The organism is Paenibacillus nasutitermitis (assembly GCF_014641075.1).
Lineage (GTDB): Bacteria > Bacillota > Bacilli > Paenibacillales > Paenibacillaceae > Paenibacillus_Z > Paenibacillus_Z nasutitermitis.
The window spans coordinates 2,261,958-2,283,419 of sequence record NZ_BMHP01000001.1; the positions used below are offsets into that span (position 1 = coordinate 2,261,958).

Sequence of the window (21,462 nt, forward strand, 5' to 3'; positions counted from 1 at the left end):
GAAAAAAGCTTGCACAGTCCCGCCAGTTGTGCGAAGTTACTCCGGTTCGCTTATATGAAGATTGCTCCGGTATTCAGCCGGCCCGTAGCCGGTCCGGTCTTTAAAGGTACGGCTGAAATGCTTCCAGTCCTGATAGCCGAGCTGTTCGGCTACTTCATAGATTTTGATTCCCGGTTCCGCCAACAGCTTCTTGGCTTTCTCCATGCGAAGATCGGTCAAATATTCGATGAATGTTTGGCCGGTACGCCTGCGAAACAGCCTGCTCAGATGTGATCTGCTCGTAAACGTGACATGGCCGAGTTGTTCCAAGGTAATCGGTTCTTGTATATGATCGCGTATATATTTTTTGGCTCTGTTCATAATTTGTCCTTTCTGCCGATCGGGGTCGATGAGCAGGAATAAATCGTTCATCCATTGTTCCATCGCTTGCAGAAGGACCTCCGGGTTTCGGGACCATAGAAGTTTGGCGGCAAAATCGGACGCCTGTTGAGCGTTCACCGGAATACGGCCCGGCGCCGCCGCGAGCGCCCAGTGGTGGAGGGTGAATATTATTTTTTCTAACGTCTGGACGGTTTCAGTGGGAGGCATCGTTTCCAACCATTTGCGGGCGATGCCGAGCACCGTATCCGATACCCTGTCGTAATCGCGGACATCAAGCGAGGCGCTAAAGGAAAACGTCCGCACTTGTGGGGAGGGCTGAAGGCTTACGACGGCGACACCCCGATAAGCAACTCTGCGACTATGGATATTTGGCATACCCCGTATGGGGGACCAGAACAGGCGATCGACGCCGGCTATGAGATCGTGAACGTCGATTCCGGGTACAACTATATTATTCCCACGATGAAAGACTATGTGGACTCCAGACTGTTGTATAACGAATGGGAGCCTAACAAGTGGGAAGCGGCCTCATTGCCGTACGGACACCCGAAATTAAAAGGCGGAAAGTTTGCATTCTGGAACGATGTTTCCCATGCCAGCGGCGTTTCCATGGATGATTCTCATGTGCGCATGCTGCCGGCCGTACAGGTCATATCCGAGAAGACGTGGACGGGAACGAGAGTGGATAAGGACTTCGGCCAATTTGAACTAAGGGCGTCCGAAATCGGCGATGCGCCGAATGCTGACCTTTCCCGCAAGCTTCAAGTAGACAATCCGAAGGGAAAGGTGATCGAATATCGGTTTGAGAACAATTATACGGATAATTCGGGCAACGGATTTGAAGGAACCGGAAACAACGTAACATATGCCGGTGGCAAATTCGGGCAGGGGATTCAATTCGGCGGAGGAAACAGTTATGTGCAGACTCCGTTACGATCGCTGGGTTTCGGATGGACAGTTTCGATGTGGATAAATCCCGATGCCGGCAATCCGTCCAATGCAGTCCTGATGGAATCGCCCGAAGGTCAGTTGAAGCTTACGCAAGGAACGACCGGAAAATTGGGATTTTCCAAAGAAAACTATAACAGCGTGTTCAACTATCAGGGATGAAACGGGCTTGTTGAGGGCCAGATTGGTTTGCTCGATTAGCTCGAGAGGCCTGTTGTGGATCGTGACATGGTCGAGGGTCCCTTTGAACGAGTTCGTTGCGCTTCCTATTCTCTGGAGCGGTCCGATCGGAATATGGACGCATTTGGTTCTGACAGGGGATCGGAACGGCACATCCCTGTATGTGAACGGCAATCAGTATGTTGAAAGGCTGGAAGGTCAGACGCTTGAAACCTTCGTGCTGAGGAGATCCTTGCTTATTTTAACTGGGCAGACGAGAGTGAGAAGAGGTTTGAAAAACAAGGCTTACCTCTTGAAGCGAAGAAAATGAAAATAGCGAAAAACCGTGCCAAACATGAGCTAGATGAAATTCGACTTATCGAAAAATACCAAGGGGACGAAATGTATGAACCGGGAATCCGATTCTCCAACAATTGATTGGTTACATGATGTTTATGAAAAAAAGAAGAGGCGTGCGGTATATGAAGCTTTCAAAGTCAGAGCTTGTGGAGTTGTTAATCCAATCAGAGCAATACATCGCACAGAATAATAAGCTCTGGTTGAAAGAAGAATTTGAAAAGCACCAGTAAGCATTATGCTTCGCGGCATCCTCATCTGGAGTTGGTTTCTATGGAAGTTTCACTTCAAAGGGCAGCTAAATATTTTGCAAGGATTTTCAAGGAGTTCGTGGCGTACTTGGAGAAATACAAGCAACGTTTCACAGAATTGAGGAACAAACCGATTATATTTTTAAGATTTATGATCCTAGAACAGGAACGAATTCAAAGCGAATTAAAATAAGAACTAAACAAGAACAAGACAACAGTTGTTTGGTCTATGTTTATTCACGTGTCGATGATGACTTCAATGTTAATTATGATTTCTATGAGGTTTCAGATGAAAAAATAATTCCAATATTCACCTCTATTTATAAAGAACCTTTGCTGATCAGAAAACGAAGAGAGGTCTGGGAATTAAATAACCAATTGTTTCACCTGGATTCAGTTGAAGGTGTAGGGGATGTTTTTGAAATTGAGGTTATTAGAAATGATAACCATGCTTCCGATGTGCACTATGAACAATCAGGAACTATAAAGTTATTTGAAAACTTTTTGTCAAGTCAAATTCAGGGGTCTAATGAAGATTTAATAACGCCGAAGGAGTAATAAAAATGTATAAATATACCTTGTGCTTTATTAGAAAAGGAAATCAAATTCTAATGTTAAATCGTTTTTTTTCTCCGATTATGGGAAAGTGGAACGGAATCGGAGGGAAACTTGAAGAAGATGAAACACCATATCAATGTGTAATTAGGGAAACATTTGAAGAGACAGGTATAAATATACAAAATCCTGAGTTGGTTGGAAAAGTTACTTGGATAACCGAGAAAGGTACATCGGGAATGTACGTGTTTATTGCATCGGTTCCAACAACACTCGACTTCCTGACACCTACAAGTGTGACAGAAGGCATTTTAGATTGGAAAGAAGCTGGTTGGATTTTAGATGTTAATAACAAAGGAATAGCGAATAATATTCAAGAGTTCTTACCTATCATGTTGAATGGAGAACGATTTGACCATAGATATACTTTCAATGTTAATGAACAAATAATAGACTATAGTTTATTACCATTGTCTGTGTAAAGAGAACCGAGGAACGGGTGAAGTCTTGGATGCAGATGTTGTAATAGTAATGATGCCTGCGGGGTATTTCGGATGATAATTGAATGCACACAGACACATTCCGAAACACCAAAACACAAGGAGCAAGATCCACGGAGATCTTGCTTGTCGGATGACAAGAATATCTATACAAAGGAAGTCGCATACACTACGACTTTTTTATTTTATGTATAGAAGTTCTTGTCGTTTGCTTAAGACAAGAACTTCTATACAATCCCGCGAGCCAAAAAGTACACGAGTTATTAAACTAACAATAGAGAACTTTGATAATATATTGTTGTATAATATTTCTAAAAACTGTATATAAGGAAAGTTAATGAAAATCAATAATAGAAAAAATGGAGGAAAATATGGATCAGGTATTAAATAAGATAGCCAATTTGATTAACAGTGAGAGTAAAAGAGTTACCATTGGAATTTCGGGTCATGGTGCATCTGGAAAGACAACTTTTGCCCATAATCTTTTAAAGCTTCTGGGACATGATGATGTGAATTATATTAATACTGACCCCTATATTATCGGCTCTCATCTTAGGAAGTACACTTTTATCGACTATGAATATAAGAATGAACAACATCATAATAAAATGACAGCTTGTCATCCTGCTGCTCATAATATATTCGCTTTAGAGAGAGACATCCATATGATGAGAGATGGTTTGGATTTTTATACATTAGGCACGAATTATACAAAGAGTACGTTAATATCTTCACAAAACAAAATAAATATTGTAGAAGGCATGAGTGTTGCCTTTACAGACCCAAATTTGTATGATCGGAAAGTTTACTTATATACGGATGGAGAAACCGAGTTGAAGAGAAGGAGCATACGTGATGTTTCTGAAAGAGGAACAGATATTAATTACTTAAGAAAATCTCATGAAGAGCGTAGAATTCAATATGATTTATTTATGCATCCTTATCATCAAAATTTTGATATAGTTTTAAAAAATTCCAATGAAGATTATATTGTTGAAAAAAGCTTTTTTTAATGTGAAATAAAGACAATTTAAATTGATTAAGTGCAATTGACCATTGTGCGATGAATCATTTAACTCCCTCGGTACGACTTGCCGTTTCCAACAGCGTGGAGAACCGTATTATAGTGACGGCAAGTTTTGGTCAGTGCCTTACTGTTAAAAACGGTAAGGAATAATGAATGATGTTCTCCCTGCAGAGGTTGAACTTGATGAGTCGGGTGCCTAGAAATTTTTCCTGCTACTCTAAGAGAGAAGGGAGGTCATTGGATGAATATGCTCGAAAATTTGAATAAGGCTTTAGACTACATCGAACAGAACTTGGAAAATGAAATCGATGAAAACGAGTTAGCAAGATTTGCTCACTGTTCGGTTTATCATTTCAAAAGAATGTTTTCCTACTTGGCGGATATTTCGCTTCATGAATATATTCGTCGCAGACGTCTATCGCTCGCAGCGCTTGAACTGCAGAACAGCTCAGTCAAGGTGATCGATGTCGCAATGAAGTATGGATACCACTCGCCAGACGCATTTACACGCGCTTTTCAAGCCCATCATGAAGTAACGCCAACAGAACTGAGAATGTCGAGCCAGTCACTAAAACTATATTCTCCAATGACTTTTCGATTATCAATTAGAGGTGGCGAACCAATGAAGTTTAGAATTGAAAATAAGGAAGCATTCCAAGTGATTGGAATATCCAATCGGGTTACACCGATTGAAATGGGTGAACATCCTGGTGTCGAGCAAGTTTGGAGATCAACAAATCACGACACGTACGCCGAGCTGAAGTCACTTAATAACGTGGAGCCAATCGGTATTCTTCATGTGAATGTAGGCGAAGCGGTTGGGCCCAGAAAAACAGATTTCGATTACTATCTATCAGTAGCTTCTACGGAATCGTGCCCAGACAAGTTCACTCGATTATCTGTACCGGCAATGACTTGGGCCGTTATTGATATAAAAGTTCCTTGGGAACCAGAAAAATGGAAGCAAATTTACGGAGAATGGTTCCCTTCCTCAGGGTATGAGCAGGTTGAGGGACCAGTGATCCAATTAGGGCCGGAGATCCAAATCGGTGTGGAAAAGCAAAGTTACACAGAAGAAGTTGAAGTTCAGCTATGGATACCCGTTAAGAAGGTTCGGTAGAAAAAGCAGATGTACTTATGTACAAAAGGGCCATCCAATAGATATGCTCCCCATACGGTAGACAGGTGAAATAATAAAACCTGTCACTGTAAGGGGAGCATTCTTTGTGTCAAAACCTAAACTCAATGCTTTAGAGAAATTGGTTATTCTCCAAGAAAGCGGTCATATTGGTAGGAATGCCGCTGTTAGAAAGTACGGCTTTAACAAATCCACTATAACGAAATGGCAGCGTCTTTATCATTTGTACGGTTACGAAGGATTAGTGATCCGCATCCATAATCGTAGTTATTCTGAAGAGCTTAAATATCAAGCAGTTAAGGATTATCTGGGTGGGGGATTGTCGCAGTACCAATTTATCGAGAAGTATAAGAATCGCTAGCCGTTTTCATTAAATCCTATTCAAATGGGGAAGGCGACTTGCATGGATCGCTTTGCCGACCGGCATACGAAGAAAAACAACTTAGTATATCAATCTGCCGGATGACAAGAATATCTATACAAAGGAAGTCGCATACACTGCGGCTTTTTTGTTTTATGTATAGAACGAAGTTCTTGTCGTTTGCTTAAGTCAAGAACTTCTATACATAGCCGAATTAGGACAAGAACTTCTATACAATCCCGCGAGCCAAAAAGTACACGAGTTGGCTGCTTGCAACGGCACTGCTATTGTCGCCGTTATCGTCGATTTATCCGCAGTCGGTTGACGGGCAGTCGGCCATCCGCGTCATTCGACGACGATATAGCTATCGGGAAGAGCTGGAGACGGCCGTATGGGATGCGCTGAATCGCCTGCTGGGAGACTACCGCACGTTGCCCGCGCCGCGAGATATCCGCTCGGTCGGGGTCTTTTATTTCCTGTGGCACGGCTCGAACGATACGCGGGAATACAAAAATATTTACAACAATACGGAGACGTTTGTGGCGGATTCGCACGCTTACCTGGATCCGGCAAGCGACGTCTCGCCGGATCCCGGCCATTTTTCCTACTGGGTGGAACCGCTCTTAAGTTATTACCGTTCGGACGAAGCCTGGATCGTGCGCAGACATTTGAAGCTTCCGATCGCTATCTTTACTAAAAATGTAGATTTCTACAGGATTTTTGTTTATATTAGAATAAAGCAATGAAAATATTGAACAAAATGTACAGAGAACATGTGACTTGGAGGAATTGCCTTGTTGGAATTGAACATGGAAAATATTGGTGATATTCAAAAGATCGCTCATGCGCTATCTTCAGAAGAGCGTTTACAAATTATTAATTTACTAAATAGCAGAAATATGAATGTTAATCAGTTAGCTGAATCTTTAGGTATCCCTGTGTCAACTGCAGCTTCACATATTAAGATTCTTGAAAACTCTGGTTTAATAAATACCGAGCTTCGTCCGGCTAGCCGAGGATCGATGAAAGTTTGCAGACGTAATTTTGATGATATTCATATTCAATTAAATAGTAAAATGAATTTCAAAATGAATACCCAAAATTATTATGAAACGGAAATGCCAATCGGGCATTATATTGACTTCGAAGTTGCACCTACCTGTGGGATGGCCGATCATGAGGGGATGATTATCCCAGAAGATAATCCGGTACATTTTTATAGTCCAGATAGAACCAAGGCTCAACTTATATGGACAAGAAAAGGTTATTTTGTTTATAAATTTCCACTCGTAATTCCTGTGAATGCAACCATTGAATCCGTTCAATTTTCTATGGAGATATGTTCAGAGGCCCCACACTATGATAATAATTGGCCAACAGATATAACGGTATGGATCAATGATGTTGAAATTGGGACCTGGACGAGTCCTGGTGATTTTGGGGATCGCCCTGGGAAATTGAATTCGAAAAAGTGGAGTGAAACGACGAGTACGCAATATGGTATTTTAAAAACATGGAAAGTAACAAAAAAGTCATCAACCATTGATGATTTTCATATTTCTGATGTGACCGTGGATGAATTAGGCGTATTAAACAATATGTATATGTCACTCAAGATTGGTATTAAAGAAGATGCGATCCATAAAGGTGGTATGAATCTATTTGGTCGCGAATTTGGGGATCATCCGCAAGATATAAAATTATTAATGGAATATTCATAATTATAAAATGGCTTTTCCTCTTCGGGATAGGCAATTTAGAAATGAATTGCTTCATTTGCGCGGCGTGTGCATCTTCCTCAACCAAATATTATATTTGAAGTTTAACAAAATGGTGATGTGGCAGCAGTTTCTGTGCGCATTCCGTCAATAACAGGGCGTCCAACAGTCAGATTTCATCGACTTTCTGGACAGTCCTGTTTTTAATTACAAGAATTCTGTATCATTACAAAAAATTAAAAGAAATAGTGTTGACAAATCAATTATGAAAGCGTAATCTTTATTTTAGATACAATAAAGCTGTCTTAATACAAATTTATTGTATCTAATATGCAGCAAAATGGACTAATCCAGAAAGGAGGATTTAGCTTAAAAACGATATTGTTTCTTGGCAAAGAGTTACATGCTTCTATTGACGTCAACTTCATGAAGGATTTTTCGTAAAAGGAAAATTATTAAGGGGGATCAGTTTTGAAGAAAAGTGTCGTATCTCTTCTATTAGCTACATTTGTAGTCGTTTCAGCTTGTTCAAATGGTGATTCAAATGGTGGTTCAAACGAAGGTTCAAACGGAGGTTCAAAGCCGGTTGAACCTGTTAACACAGAAGCACCTACTAATTTTAATGCGGAAGGTTTTCCGATTGTCAATGAGCCCATTACATTAACTATGTTCGCATCCAGGTCTGCTGCAAACGGTCCGTATAAGGACATGTTTATGTTCCAAGAGTATGAGAAAATGACCAATGTTAAGTTTGAATATAATGATGTACCTGCTGAGGGATTTGATGAGAAGAAAAATTTAGTATTTGGTCAAAAAAAATTGCCGGACATATTTTATAAGTCATATATCTCCAATGACAACTTAATTAAATATGGCAGCAGTGGAGCATTAATTCCATTGGAAGGATTAATTAAAGACCATGCGCCAAACATTCAAGCCCTTTTTGAAAAATATCCTGAAGTGGAACAAGCGATAACCACACCGGATGGTCACATTTATGCATTGTCAAGTGTTATTGCGCCTTTGGTACAAAGAACTCAAAAGTTATGGCTAAATACGACAATGCTTAAAGAGGTCAATATGGGTGAACCTGCAACAACGGATGATCTATATAACATGCTGAAAGCGTTCAAGGATAAGTACCCCGAGAGGACGCCATTTCTAACAGCTAACGTACAAGACCTTATTAATTCGATTAGCGGGGCATGGGGATTGTACCAGCAAATGGGCTATAGAATGAATATTGAAGATGATAAGGTTCATATTTGGTTGACGGATGATAAGTATAAAGAATTGTTAATGTATTTAAACAAACTGTATAAAGAAGGTTTAATTGGCCATAAAGTTATGGACCAAGAATTTGCTGAATACCTTTCCCAGATGCAATCGGGTAATCTCGGATTGTTTATAAACCAAGCAACAGACGCTTTCCCGCAGGTTGCTGAACAATACGAAGGTATGACGCCTGTTAAAGGCCCGCATGGGGATCAAGGATTTAACTCGAGTGCAATTCCTCGCGATTTGGGAACATTCGCAATTTCTTCTTCGAACAAACATCCGGAAGCGTCTATTCGCTGGATAGATTTCTTCTACGGGCCTGAAGGCGGTATGTTCTTTGGACATGGCGTCGAAGGAGAGACGTTTAATTTTGATGAAAATGGTATCCAACAGTACACGGATGAGGTGAAAAATTTACCCAAAGGCACTGGATCCGCATTCCCATGGCCAGGAGGCGGTACGCCACAGCATTCAACTGTGAAAACTGCAGTACACGTAAATACACCAAGAGATGCTGCGGCAGCTGCAAAGGTTGAGCCTTATGTTTTGAAGAGAGTGTATCAGGCGCCAATGTTTGAAGCAGATATATCGAAAAAGGTATTCGACTTGCGTAATGATCTTGACACCTATACCAATGAAAGCAGAGCGAAATTCATCACAGGAGATCTTAGCTTTGATGCCTGGGATGAATATGTAGCAACTGCAGAAAAAATCGGCATAGAAAAACTTCAGGAATATTATCAGGCTGCCTACGATAGACAATATAAATAAACAATAGGTAATTGGGCAAATCACTAGATTTGCCCACCCCCCTTTTCTTTATGCGGAGGTTAATGAATGAACAATAAACATGAAATGGCTTATCGTCCCCAAAATAAGTACTGGAAGCAATTTTTGAAGCGGTATGATCTCTATTTAATGCTATTATTGCCCTTAGCTTGGTACATTATCTTTATGTATATGCCAATGTATGGACTGCAGATCGCATTTAAAGACTATTTGCCCTCAAATGGATTTTGGGGAAGTACATGGGTTGGGTTTGAACACTTTGAACGGTTTTTCAATTCATTCTATTTTTGGAGACTGATAGAAAATACAGTTGTTATTCAAATTTTCTCCTTGCTTATTGGTTTCCCAATTCCGGTACTGTTAGCTTTGTTGATCAATGAAATCAGAGTGAAAAAGTTCCAAAAACTGCTTCAAAATATCACTTACATTCCTCATTTTATTTCAGTAGTGGTTATTGTAGGGATGTTAAGTTTGTTTTTGGATCCAGAAAATGGGATTATCAACAATGCGATGAGTCATTTTGGCGTCGACCCAGTACCGTTTATGCAAAAGCCGGAATGGTTCAAATCTCTTTTTATCTCATCCAACATATGGCAGAGTATGGGCTGGCAGTCCATTATTTACGTTGCTGCACTGAGTGGCGTGGATCCACAATTGTACGAAGCGGCTAGAGTTGATGGCGCCTCTCGTTTGCAAAGGGTTATACATGTTTCAATTCCTGCTATTTTGCCTACAATTATCATTCTTTTAATTTTGGATATCGGTAATTTTATGGACATTGGCTTCCAAAAAATACTATTGATGCAAAATGATCTAAATATGTCTTCGAGCGACGTTATTGCAACCTTTAATTATCGAAAAGGTATTTTAGAAGGTGACTACAGTTACACAACTGCAATCGGCCTTTTTAATGCAGTAATAAATTTCATATTGTTGATAACGATTAATCAGATAGCGAGGAAAAAAGCGGAGACTAGTTTATGGTAAGAAAGTGGGGTGAGTACGATTACAAATGTTAAACAAAAAATCTCCGATGATAAGGCTTTTGATGTAGTCATTTACATTATTGCGTTTGTTATTATTGCCATTGTTTTATATCCATTGCTTTTTGTTGTAAGTGCATCGTTTAGTGATCCCGCAAAGATCATAAATGGAGAGGTGTGGTTATGGCCAAAAGGGGTTACTCTCGATTCTTATGCAAATGTATTTAAAGATGAACGGATTTGGAATGCCTATAAGAACACAATTATGTATACAGTAGTTGGTACATTTATAAATATCGTATTAACTACTTTACTTGCATATCCACTGTCGAGAAAAGATTTGCCGGAAAGAAACTTTTTGATGCTTTTTATTGTTTTTACAATGTTCTTCTCGGGTGGAATCATCCCGACCTACTTGGTTGTACAAAACCTAGGGTTGATTGACAGTATTTGGGCTATGGTAATTCCAAGTGCCATTGCAACCTATAATGTTATTGTTATGCGCACGTTTTTCCAAAGCAGTATCCCATGGGAATTACAAGAAGCGGCTCTAATTGATGGTTGCAGTAATTTTAGACTGTTTCTGAGGATTATACTGCCTTTGTCAAAGCCAATTATTGCCGTCATGGTGCTTTTTTACGCTGTAGGTCACTGGAATTCCTTTTTTAGCGCTTTAATATATTTAAATGACGATCATCTGTACCCCCTTCAGATTATTTTGAGGGAAATACTCATTCAAAATCAGTCAGCTACTGACATTGGTCTTACGGACTTTGAAATGGTGAAGCAGATCATGTTGGCCGAAAGTATGAAGTATGCGGTTATTGTCATTGCTAGTTTACCGGTTATTGTTATGTATCCATTTGTACAAAAGTACTTTGTCAAAGGGGTAATGGTTGGTTCTATTAAAGGATGATTGCGCTTAAACGTTGCGATCATGGTACACGCCACGGGTCCCGCTGCTAGCGGAAGGGCTGGGCCCGGCTAAAGCCAGAGAGATCAAGCACAGCATCTATGATAGGAAGCAATCTTTGGACAGGCAGCTATCCATATGAGGAGTCAGTACAATAATAAGGAGAATACATCTAATGAATCTCAATCAAATTCCAAGAAAAGAATATCCTAGACCTCATTTTGATAGAGGGGATTGGTTAAATCTAAATGGGGAATGGAACTTCTCCTTTGACGAAGCCAATATAGGAGAAAAGGAAAAATGGTACGAATCTGGAAATCTCGAAAAAAAAATAATCGTTCCTTTTACGTATGAAACAATAGCAAGTGGAATTGGCGAAGAGAAGTTTTGTCCCAATATATGGTATTCAAAACGAGCTGCGGTTCCTAAAGAATATGGAGACAAGCAGGTTGTTTTGCATTTTCAAGCGGCGGACTACATCACTAAGGTTTGGGTAAATGGCAAGTTTGTAGGAAAGCATCAAGGGGGACAAGTCGCTTTTTCCTTTAATATTACAACGTTTATTGATGAAAATCGTGAGTTTACGATAGTCGTGAAAAATGAGGATAGCTTAAGCTGTCATCAACCAAGAGGAAAACAACGTTGGATGGATCAAAATTTTGGTTGTTGGTATGTACAAACAACGGGAATTTGGCAGACGGTTTGGCTTGAGTTTTTGAATGAATCCCATTTGGATTCAGTGAAAATAACACCGGATATTGATACGGAATCGGTGGAGTTTTCATTTAATTTCGCAGAAGAGATTGATTTTAATGAAAACTTAACGTTAAAGACGGAGATCACTTTTGATCAATTGTCAATCAAATCCTTTAGCACTGATGTTAATCGCCAGAAATATACCACGAGGGTAAACATTTCGAGTAATCGCTTTGATTGGAACGTGAAAATGTGGAGCCCTCAACATCCTAATCTCTATGACGTCGTATTTACTCTTTATAGAAATGGAGAGATATTGGACCGGGTGGCTTCCTACTTTGGAATGAGAAAAATATCTATTGACCATGGAAATGTATTATTAAATAACATTCCGATATACCAGCGCTTGCTTTTGGACCAAGGTTATTGGAAAGAAAGTCATTTAACGCCTCCATCTGAAGAAGCGATACTTCAGGATATCGATAAAACAATGGAAATGGGTTTTAACGGTGTCAGGAAACATATGAAAGTAGAAGATCAACGTTATCTCTATTGGGCAGATAAAAAGGGGTTGCTCGTTTGGTCGGAAATGGCGGCAACGTTTGAATTTTCCGATGAAGCGGTGCAGAATTTTACAGAGGAATGGATGGAGATCGTGAAACAACAATATAATCATCCATCTATTATTACTTGGACTCCTTTTAACGAATCATGGGGAGTTAAAAATATTTACACAGATGTAAAGCAACAGAAATTTACGGAGGGAATCTATAATATTACGAAGGCGTTTGATAGCATGAGGCCGGTAATCGTCAACGACGGCTGGGAGCATACGGTTTCGGATATTTTGACTTTGCATGATTATGTGGAGTCGGGTGCAGAATTTTCAGAGCGATACAAAGATCAAGAAAACATTGTCGGCAATAAGATTGCATTCAATAAACATAAGCATGCAATGGCTCAAGGATACGAATATAAGGGTCAACCCATTATTATAAGTGAATATGGCGGCATCGCTTTTTGCTCGGAAGAAGGTTGGGGCTATGGGAATCAAGTTAAAAATGAGGAAGAATTTTTGAAAAGATTCGAATCGGTCACACAGGCCATTAAGGATATCGATTATATTAGTGGATTCTGTTATACCCAAATCACGGACGTTCAACAAGAAGTGAATGGATTACTTACAGAAGATAGACAGCCAAAAATTGAGTTGAAAAAGATTAGGGAAATAACCCTAAAGTGATAGCCCGGGGGAGTCGACTCCTCAATGATTTTAAAAGAAAGAAGGTTTTACATTGACGAAAGATACATTCCAAAATCCTTTATTGAATCCGGGAGCAGATCCGTGGGTTTATAAGGATTCCAACATGTATTATTTTATGGTTACTAGAAGATCCCATATTGATTTATTGAAATCTCCTACATTGAGCGGTATTGCGAATGGAGAATGTAAGACAATTTGGACATCACCACAAGAAGGCATCAACAGTAACAACGTTTGGGCGCCGGAAATCCATAAATATAATGGAAAATGGTTTGTCTATTTTACTGCAAACGATGGAGATGGTGGTGACAAAACACGAAAAATATTTGTTTTGGAAAATGAATCGCTGGATCCTTTTGAAGGTGAGTGGATAGAGCGAGGGTATATAAATACGGAACACCCTGGACTCGACGGAACGGTCTTCGAGCATAGCGACCAATTATACTTTGTTTATGCGGGATACGGTTTCTTTCCAAGCTATGGGTCCGCGCTTTATATTGCAAAAATGGAAAATCCCTGGACATTGACTGGCCCCAATGTATTGATATCGAAACCGGAATACGATTGGGAGATGCAAGGGGGAATGGCAATCAACGAAGGACCCGTCATGTTGAAAAGGAATGGAAAACTATTCCTAATCTATTCGGCTAGCACTACATGGTCAGATGATTATTCACTTGGCTTGTTAACCGCTTCCGCGGAAGCTGATCTGTTGAATATTCAGTCTTGGGATAAATCGCCTCAACCTGTTTTTAAGAAGTCGGTAGAAAATGACGTGTTCGCTCCCGGCCACAATAGTTTTACACAATCTCCAGATGGTACGGAGGATTGGATTGTTTACCATGCCATTCCTGAATCGGAAGGCGGCAATGATCGACGCAGTACTCGAATTCAGAAATTCGGATGGAAGGCAGATGGTACACCTGATTTCGGGATTCCGTTATCAACCTCGGTACAAATTCAATTGCCTTCTGGAGAGAGGTAAAGGTAAACCGTTTCAAATGATTACTTACTCCATTTAGTGGCTTGTGATTCGGAAGGGGAGTTTTCGATGGATATTGTTCATATCCCGCATCAAATGAAAGCAGTAGTCGCATATTCGCCTGGCGATTATCGGTTGGAGACTGTGGACGTGCCGAAGGCAGGTGCCGGCGAGATCGTTATAAAAGTCGAAGCCTGCGGCATTTGCGCCGGCGATACGAAAGCCTATGATGGCGCGCCCAGCTTTTGGGGAGATGAGACACAGCCGGCTTATATTAAAGCGCCGATGATACCAGGGCATGAATTCATTGGGTTTGTCGTTGAAATTGGCGAGGGAGTGGAAGGATACGCCATTGGCGACCGCGTCATTTCCGAACAGATCGTTCCTTGCTGGGAATGCCGCTTCTGCAAACGGGGGCAATATTGGATGTGCGAGAAGCACGATCTGTATGGCTTTCAGAACAATGTAAACGGTGCAATGGCCGAATATATGAAATTTACGAAAGAAGCGATCAATTACAAGGTGCCGCACGATTTGCCGATCGAGAAGGCCATTCTAATTGAGCCATATGCCTGTTCGTTGCATGCGGTGCAGCGCGCGCAAATCGAATTGGGCGATACGGTCGTTATATCCGGAGCGGGGACGCTCGGTCTTGGCATGGTCGGCGCTGCGAAAAAATCTGGTGCAGGCAACCTGATTGTGCTCGATCTATTCGACAGCCGCCTGAAGCTGGCAAAGCAATTCGGGGCGGATATTGTGCTGAATCCGAAGGATGTTGATGTTGTTAAAGAAATCAAGCAAATGACGGAAGGCTACGGCTGCGATATCTACATTGAAGCGACCGGCCATCCGAAGTCGGTCGAGCAAGGGCTGTCGATGATCCGCAAATTAGGCCGCTTTGTGGAGTTTAGCGTATTCAAAGATCCGGTGACAGTAGACTGGAGCATTATCAGCGACCGCAAGGAGCTTGATATCCTTGGCTCGCATCTGGGGCCCTACTGCTACCCGCTCGTGATTGACGGTATTGCTAAGGGCGATTTTCCGACAGATGGGGTAGTGACACATCAGCTGCCATTGGAAAAGTATCTGGAGGGCTTTGACTTAATGAAAAAGGGAGGAGACTCGCTCAAAGTCATCCTTATCCCATAACTGAAACGAAAGGAACGTAAACATGAAAATTGCAATTGGAGCCGATGAGGCGGGATTTACACTAAAAGAATCTATCAAAGATTTTTTGCTGGAGAGGCAATCGGACGTCACTGATTTCGGCTTAATGGACGGATCCCAGATGATCGATTATCCGGATGTCGGATTTGCCGTTGCGGAAGAAATCGCCAAAGGGAAGTTTGAGCGCGGGATACTCATTTGCGGTACAGGAATCGGGATGACGATTACAGCCGACAAGGTCCCCGGCATTCGGGCGGCGTTATGCCACGACACATACTCCGCAGAGCGGGCTGTTCGAAGTAACAATGCGCAAGTGCTGACTATGGGAGCGAGGGTAATTGGCCCTGAGCTTGCCAAGCATGTTGTGCGAGCCTGGCTGGATGCGACCTTTGATCAAGGTAATTCGGCAAGAAAAGTACAGAAGATCATGGACGGCGAACGTCGGCATCAAGCTGCTGGCGGCTATCAGCCGGAAATCAATTCTTGTTCCACTACTCAAGATTAGAAAGGGTGGCTGGCTTGAAAAAGCTGATCAACGATCCGAACGCAGCAGTAGATGAAATGATAGAAGGTTATGCAGCAGCCTACGCATCTTTTGTAAAGGTGCTGCCGCAAAATAAACGGGCTGTTGTCCGGTCGGCCCCTGGGACACCAGGCAAAGTAGGTATTATGATTGGCGGCGGTTCTGGACATGAGCCGGCTTTCATGGGGCTGATTGGACGCGGCTTTGCCGACGGTGTACCGGTCGGCAATGTATTCGCTTCGCCGCCGCCAGCCCCAATTCTTGAAATAACGCGTGCAGTCGATCAAGGGGCAGGCGTGCTTTATATGTACGGCAATTATGCCGGGGACTGCATGAACTTCGATATGGCGGCTGAGCTCGCGGCCATGGAAGATATACGCGTGGAGACTGTGCTGATAACAGACGATGTGGCTTCGGCTCCGGCTGGCCAAGTGGATCGCCGCCGAGGCATCGCCGGCGGGTTCCTTGTGTTCAAAGCAGCGGGAGCCGCTGCGGATAAAGGCTGCGACTTGGATGAAGTCGTCCGCCTGGCACGCAAGACGAATGACAGCCTTCGAACCATGGGGGTAGCGCTCTCGCCGTGTTTCGTCCCGCAAACGGGTCAGCCCAGCTTCGTGCTAAGCGACGATGAGATGGAGATTGGTCTGGGCATTCATGGCGAGCCCGGCGTGGAGCGCGGCAAGCTGAGTACAGCCAATGAAGTGGCTGACTCGCTGCTGGACCGCATTTTGCAGGATTTGCCTCTCGGGTCCGAGGATCGCGTTGCCGTCATGGTGAACGGGCTGGGATCGACGGCTTATATGGAGCTGTTCCTGGTATACCGTCGCGTAGCGAAGCGGCTTGCGGAGCTTGGCGTCCATATTCATCGCTCCTTTGTGGGAGAGTATATGACCTCACTGGAGATGGGCGGCTGCTCGGTCTCCGTTCTGAAGCTGGACGACGAGCTCGCCGAATTGATCGATGCGCCGGCAGACACGCCGATGTATGCGCAGCATGAAGCAAGGCAGAAAGCGGGGGACTAAAAAGATGGCAATCGCCATAGAGGAATGGAAAAGCATCTTTGTGCACATTGCATCACGAATAGAAGAGAAAAAAGAGGAGCTGTCCGAACTGGACCGAGCGGTTGGCGACGGCGACCATGGCGTGACGATGTCGCTTGGCTGGCAGGCGATTCTGGAGACCATCCATACGTATGACAGTCCGAATTGCGGGGCGCTGTGCAAAGAAATGGCGATGTCGTTTTTGAATGCGGTAGGCTCCTCCGTAGGGCCACTGTATGCGACGGCTTTCATTCGCGGCAGTGCGGCGCTGCAGGATAACGAACGGCTGGATGAGGAAGACATCGTGCAGTTCTGGCTGGCGATGGTGCGCGGCATACAAGAACGCGGCAAAGCGAAGCTGGGCGATAAGACGATGTTGGATACCTGGCTGCCGGCAATGGACGCGCTTGCGAGCGCATGGGATGAAAGCAAGTCGCTGACGGCAAGTCTGGACGAGGCTGTCCGGGCAGGGAAGGCCGGCATGCAATCGACCGCTCAGTTGGTTTCGCAAATGGGCCGCTCCAGCCGGTTGGGCGAACGTTCGGTCGGTCATCTTGATCCGGGAGCAGCTTCCGCTTACTACATCATGGACGCCTTCGCCGAGCAGTGGAAGCGTATTGAGGCAGAGAGCAGAGTATGAGGCAGCTTGAGCTAGAGCTAGAGGAGAAGAGGATGAATCAAATACGTCTAATTGTTTGTGATCTGGATGGCACGCTGCTGTCCGACGATCATGCTCTCACCGAGCCGGTCAAAGCGGCGGTACGTGGCTTCAGGGAAGCCGGCGGGATGTTTACGATTGCCACCGGCCGATTCGCTCCCGCAGTAAGCGATATTGTCGAGGAACTGGAAATCGACATGCCGTATATTTTATGCAATGGCGGCGTCATCGCCGACCGCATGCAGGTGAGATCGGCAGCTACATTAAGCTTGGAGGCGCTTGCTCCGCTGCTGCTGGAAGCCGATCATTCAGGGATATCCAGTTTGCTTTTTGACGACTCGGATGTCTATACGTTCCGGCGGACTGCAGCTGTTGAGCGGTATGAGCACAAGGAAAAAATGAAGTGCGTGCTTCTCGATCTGCACGCCAAGCATTGGCAAGAACGCATTGTGCAGAAAGTGCTGCTCATTGGCGATATGGCGCCCATAAGAGCGCTGTGGGCGCGATATGAGCCGTTGTTCGCAATATCTTATAATACGATCCAGTCCGAGGACGACTATTTTGAAATTGTCCCTCCGGGCATTAGCAAAGGAGCGGCACTGAAAAAGCTGATGGGTATGCTGCAGGTCGATCCGTCCGAAGTGCTCAGCATCGGCAATCAGATGAACGATCTGGATATGCTGCTAAGCTCGGGCGTAGGCGCTGCGGTTGCCAACAGCCATCCAGAGCTGCTGGCCCATGCGTCTTTCATTTGCAGCCGCAGTAATGGGGATGGCGTCATCGAAGTCATGGAAGCGCTGAACTTGCTTCCGCTCAACCAATAATCAAAAAAAGGAGAACGGACATGAAAAAACTAATTAAAGGCATCGCGCACCGGGGTTATCCAGGCAAATACCCTGAAAATACACTGAAATCGTTTCAAGCTGCTTGCGATTTGAATTTCTCTCACCTGGAGCTGGATGTTCAATTAAGCAAGGATGGTGTACCTGTTGTTATCCATGACCTTTCTGTCAATCGCATGACCGACAACGGCAAGGGGCGGGTAAAGGATTTGACGCTGGCCGAGCTGAAGGAACTGACGATTAACGGGACAGAGCGCATTCCTACTTTGGAAGAAGCGCTTGATGTACTAAAGGATCAGATCATTGTGGATATTGAATTGAAGCAAATGGGCGATCTTTACCCGGGGATGGAAGAGCTTGTACTCGATATAGTCAAGAAAAAAGGGATGCAGGAGCAAGCCTTCATCACCTCCTTCGATCACTACAGCCTGCAAAGAGTGAGACAGCTTGACGATAAAATCGGCCTTGGCATGATTAATATCGGGGCATCGCCAGCCTTTTTCCCGTTCGCCAAAGAGATTAATTGCGGCTACCTCTCGATTGAACATCAACATGTTACCGAGACGGTTATCCGTCGCTGCGAAGAAGAAGGCATTCAGCTCATCCCATGGACAATCGATCAGGAGAGCGAAATGAAAAAAATTGCTCAATATCCTTCTTTGCTTGTTTGTACGAACGAGTTGGAGCTCTGGGCGAAGGTATCCGGCCAGAACGGCTAACGATTGCCGTCCCATTTATAACATTTCCAAGGTGACGACTTCAAGAAAACGTTGATATCGCAGTGAAGAATGGTAATCGGACTGACGCTGCCACCCATTCTATTATAGACGTAGCGACTCGATGTCATATGAGTACGATGAAATCGCACACGTGCAGGACGTCAGGCTACTCGTAATTCGGCTAAGCGTTTCGAATCCAATCTGATCTGGCCTGTCACGAAGCAGTATAAGGGGTAATGGCTAGATGGAACAATTAGGAGATTACGTATCCGCGTTCTTCCGAGAGTATGAGTTGTACTTCCGCATTCTGATCAGTGCGGTACTCGGATTGTTGATCGGATTCGACAGAACTCACAAGAACAAGCCGGCGGGTGTCAAGACGTTTACATTCGTGACAGCGGCTTGCGCTCTGATCACCATCGTGTCGATCGAGAGCGTGGAAGCGTACAGTCATCTGCACGAACGAACGATGATGGATCCGATGCGACTAACCGCACAGATCGTAACCGGACTTGGTTTTCTTGGCGCCGGCTTGATCATGAAATCGGGCTTCGAGGTCAAAGGGCTTACGTCCGCGTCCATGATTCTGTTCACCGGTGGGGTAGGCATCGGCATTGGGGCCGGCTTCTACGGCATTGTGTTGTTCACGATCGTCGTGATCTTCGTGCTCGTCCGCATCGGAGGCCGGATCGAGAAGCACGAGCAAAACAAAATGCAGGCTAAATCTAAAAAAGACATGTCGATTTGAGGGGCTTCTATGCCCCTCATGTTCTTATCCAGCATTCCCAGCAAGGGAAATAATGTAGCAGGAATTGAAAGAGGACATGAACATATATCCATTTGAGTCCGCATTTTATGTGGATTTTTTATTTTATGGATACAACTTCTTGTCCTTTCCAAAAGACAAGAAGACAAGGGGTGTGATATCCTCATGGAGACATCAGGAAATGCCGAGGCGATTACCGCTTCAACCGCTCATATCAAGAGAGGCCACAAAGGGGGAGAAAAGAGATTAAAGGTATAGTATTCGATTTTGACGGGCTAATTATTGATACAGAAAGCGCATGGTTTGAAGCGATTGGTGAAATCTATGTTGAGCATGGCGCGATTCTTCCATTAGAGACTTGGACGAAATGCATAGGGACAAGTCATGATGTATTTGATCCGTATTTGTACCTGGCAGAGAAAGCAGATCGACCGGTAAATATTGAACAGATTAAAGAGGCTGCCTTAGTGAGGCATGGCCAAATTATGCTGGAACGTGTGTTAAGACCAGGTGTAGAAGACTATCTAAACACAGCGAAACAATTAGGCTTGAAAGTCGGCATTGCATCCAGCTCGCATCTTGACTGGGTGCAGAGATTCGTGGACAAGTTTGAAATTGCAGGTTATTTTTCCTGTATCCGAACAGCGGACTTCGTGCAGAAGGTAAAGCCAGATCCAGAGCTCTATCTTCAAGCGTTGGCGGTGCTGGAATTGAGGCCTGAGGAGGCAATCTGTTTTGAAGATTCTCCGAATGGAGCTAAAGCCGGACATGCAGCAGGCTTGAATGTCGTCATCGTGCCGAATGTCATGACACAAGGATTAACGTTCGGTCCGCATAAGCTGCGCTTGAATTCAATGGCGGAGAAATCGTTGGAAGAGGTTATCGCGATTGTGACTTCGAAATAAGGATAAGTAAATGCACATCCTTCGTTGATTTTCCTTTACTGTAGAGCAGATGTGCTTTCGCAAACTGGTAGTTTGGCGACCATGATACCATTCCGACGCTAGAAGAAACGATGAAGCTGGTAAATTGAATGTGATGGTGGAGCTGAAGCAAGCTGGCGATCTGTATCCAGGGCTGGAAGACCGATTATCATCAGCTTTGATCATTACTGCATACCGCGGCTTAGAGCCTTGAGTCCGGATATTCGGTTAGGCATCACAACATCCAACAGCTTGCCCTATGTATTCTTGTGGATGAAAGGAATACAAATGTGAGTTCGGGAAGCCAATTGCGGGGCGGAGCAAGGCTTCCAGGACATCATTGTCGGCATGGAACCTACGGGCCATAATTGGCTAGATCGGTATTTTCCAGAGTTCCTTACGGTATTTAAGGAGCAAGTCAGCCATCCACTTATTAAGCCATTATTTACTGCCTCATGAGCTTGTTTCTCTTTCAGACGAAACCTTGCTTCTACATCTAAGAGGTAAAACCCGAATTGCCCCCT

24 protein-coding genes and 1 pseudogene are annotated in these 21,462 nt (G+C 43.7%); 24 read left to right on the forward strand and 1 reads right to left on the reverse strand.

Translation table 11 applies throughout. The features are described from left to right. Positions 1-36: 36 nt before the first annotated feature. On the reverse strand, positions 37-756 hold the full coding sequence (locus IEY46_RS09625) for a helix-turn-helix transcriptional regulator (RefSeq protein ID WP_229750175.1): 720 nt from the start codon (positions 754-756) through the stop codon (positions 37-39). On the opposite strand from IEY46_RS09625, the gene IEY46_RS09630 reads away from it, so the two are divergent. The 24 genes and pseudogenes from IEY46_RS09630 to IEY46_RS37220 all read left to right on the forward strand — a co-directional run. Then, positions 742-1,491 (forward strand): glycoside hydrolase family 20 protein, encoded by a 750-nt coding sequence (locus tag IEY46_RS09630; protein WP_229750176.1) that lies wholly within the window; start codon positions 742-744, stop codon positions 1,489-1,491. The two genes, IEY46_RS09625 and IEY46_RS09630, sit on opposite strands and share 15 nt — an antisense overlap. A gap of 82 nt (positions 1,492-1,573) precedes the next feature. Continuing rightward, on the forward strand, positions 1,574-1,819 hold the full coding sequence (locus tag IEY46_RS09635) for a hypothetical protein (protein WP_188991356.1): 246 nt from the start codon (positions 1,574-1,576) through the stop codon (positions 1,817-1,819). Positions 1,820-1,894: 75 nt separating this feature from the next. Next, a complete protein-coding gene (locus IEY46_RS09640; RefSeq protein WP_188991357.1) occupies positions 1,895-2,038 on the forward strand; it encodes a hypothetical protein in 144 nt (47 codons plus the stop codon). Positions 2,039-2,192: 154 nt separating this feature from the next. Further along, the gene (locus IEY46_RS09645; protein ID WP_268239498.1) at positions 2,193-2,654 is read left to right on the forward strand and encodes a CYTH domain-containing protein; all 462 of its coding nucleotides are present in this window, start codon (positions 2,193-2,195) and stop codon (positions 2,652-2,654) included. Positions 2,655-2,659: 5 nt separating this feature from the next. Continuing rightward, positions 2,660-3,133, forward strand: coding sequence for an NUDIX hydrolase (locus tag IEY46_RS09650; RefSeq protein WP_188991359.1), 474 nt, complete (start codon positions 2,660-2,662; stop codon positions 3,131-3,133). A 389-nt stretch (positions 3,134-3,522) separates the two neighbouring features. Beyond that, a complete protein-coding gene (locus tag IEY46_RS09655; RefSeq protein ID WP_188991361.1) occupies positions 3,523-4,164 on the forward strand; it encodes a uridine kinase family protein in 642 nt (213 codons plus the stop codon). Positions 4,165-4,419: 255 nt separating this feature from the next. Beyond that, a complete protein-coding gene (locus IEY46_RS09660; protein ID WP_188991363.1) occupies positions 4,420-5,298 on the forward strand; it encodes an AraC family transcriptional regulator in 879 nt (292 codons plus the stop codon). A gap of 106 nt (positions 5,299-5,404) precedes the next feature. Beyond that, positions 5,405-5,677, forward strand: coding sequence for a helix-turn-helix domain-containing protein (locus tag IEY46_RS09665; RefSeq protein ID WP_188991365.1), 273 nt, complete (start codon positions 5,405-5,407; stop codon positions 5,675-5,677). Positions 5,678-5,964: 287 nt separating this feature from the next. After that, the gene (locus IEY46_RS09670) at positions 5,965-6,423 is read left to right on the forward strand and encodes a hypothetical protein (RefSeq protein WP_188991367.1); all 459 of its coding nucleotides are present in this window, start codon (positions 5,965-5,967) and stop codon (positions 6,421-6,423) included. A gap of 51 nt (positions 6,424-6,474) precedes the next feature. After that, positions 6,475-7,398 carry an ArsR/SmtB family transcription factor gene (locus IEY46_RS09675; RefSeq protein ID WP_308422783.1) on the forward strand — a complete coding sequence of 308 codons (924 nt, stop codon included), beginning with the start codon at positions 6,475-6,477 and terminating at the stop codon, positions 7,396-7,398. Positions 7,399-7,866: 468 nt separating this feature from the next. After that, a complete protein-coding gene (locus IEY46_RS09680; RefSeq protein WP_188991371.1) occupies positions 7,867-9,444 on the forward strand; it encodes an extracellular solute-binding protein in 1,578 nt (525 codons plus the stop codon). 66 nt (positions 9,445-9,510) lie between these two features. After that, the gene (locus IEY46_RS09685; RefSeq protein WP_188991373.1) at positions 9,511-10,449 is read left to right on the forward strand and encodes an ABC transporter permease; all 939 of its coding nucleotides are present in this window, start codon (positions 9,511-9,513) and stop codon (positions 10,447-10,449) included. A 9-nt stretch (positions 10,450-10,458) separates the two neighbouring features. After that, entirely contained in the window at positions 10,459-11,361 is a 903-nt protein-coding gene (locus tag IEY46_RS09690) for a carbohydrate ABC transporter permease (RefSeq protein ID WP_188991375.1), read from the forward strand. A gap of 172 nt (positions 11,362-11,533) precedes the next feature. Then, positions 11,534-13,297, forward strand: coding sequence for a glycoside hydrolase family 2 protein (locus IEY46_RS09695; RefSeq protein WP_188991377.1), 1,764 nt, complete (start codon positions 11,534-11,536; stop codon positions 13,295-13,297). Between the two features lie 52 nt (positions 13,298-13,349). Beyond that, positions 13,350-14,303 (forward strand): glycoside hydrolase family 43 protein, encoded by a 954-nt coding sequence (locus IEY46_RS09700; RefSeq protein ID WP_188991379.1) that lies wholly within the window; start codon positions 13,350-13,352, stop codon positions 14,301-14,303. A gap of 66 nt (positions 14,304-14,369) precedes the next feature. Continuing rightward, entirely contained in the window at positions 14,370-15,449 is a 1,080-nt protein-coding gene (locus tag IEY46_RS09705; RefSeq protein WP_188991381.1) for an MDR/zinc-dependent alcohol dehydrogenase-like family protein, read from the forward strand. 22 nt (positions 15,450-15,471) lie between these two features. Beyond that, entirely contained in the window at positions 15,472-15,972 is a 501-nt protein-coding gene (gene rpiB, locus IEY46_RS09710; protein ID WP_188991384.1) for a ribose 5-phosphate isomerase B, read from the forward strand. 14 nt (positions 15,973-15,986) lie between these two features. Next, the gene (locus IEY46_RS09715) at positions 15,987-17,012 is read left to right on the forward strand and encodes a dihydroxyacetone kinase subunit DhaK (RefSeq protein WP_188991386.1); all 1,026 of its coding nucleotides are present in this window, start codon (positions 15,987-15,989) and stop codon (positions 17,010-17,012) included. Positions 17,013-17,016: 4 nt separating this feature from the next. Next, positions 17,017-17,670 (forward strand): dihydroxyacetone kinase subunit DhaL, encoded by a 654-nt coding sequence (dhaL, locus tag IEY46_RS09720; RefSeq protein WP_188991388.1) that lies wholly within the window; start codon positions 17,017-17,019, stop codon positions 17,668-17,670. Between the two features lie 32 nt (positions 17,671-17,702). After that, positions 17,703-18,512, forward strand: a complete 810-nt coding sequence (locus IEY46_RS09725; protein WP_188991390.1) for an HAD family hydrolase — start codon at positions 17,703-17,705, stop codon at positions 18,510-18,512. Between the two features lie 20 nt (positions 18,513-18,532). Further along, the gene (locus tag IEY46_RS09730) at positions 18,533-19,249 is read left to right on the forward strand and encodes a glycerophosphodiester phosphodiesterase (RefSeq protein WP_188991392.1); all 717 of its coding nucleotides are present in this window, start codon (positions 18,533-18,535) and stop codon (positions 19,247-19,249) included. A 244-nt stretch (positions 19,250-19,493) separates the two neighbouring features. Next, positions 19,494-19,997, forward strand: coding sequence for an MgtC/SapB family protein (locus IEY46_RS09735; protein ID WP_188991394.1), 504 nt, complete (start codon positions 19,494-19,496; stop codon positions 19,995-19,997). A 272-nt stretch (positions 19,998-20,269) separates the two neighbouring features. Beyond that, positions 20,270-20,920, forward strand: coding sequence for an HAD-IA family hydrolase (locus IEY46_RS09740; protein ID WP_268239499.1), 651 nt, complete (start codon positions 20,270-20,272; stop codon positions 20,918-20,920). 381 nt (positions 20,921-21,301) lie between these two features. Beyond that, a pseudogene (locus IEY46_RS37220) lies at positions 21,302-21,440 on the forward strand (IS110 family transposase); the annotation flags it as partial. Positions 21,441-21,462 lie beyond the last annotated feature (22 nt).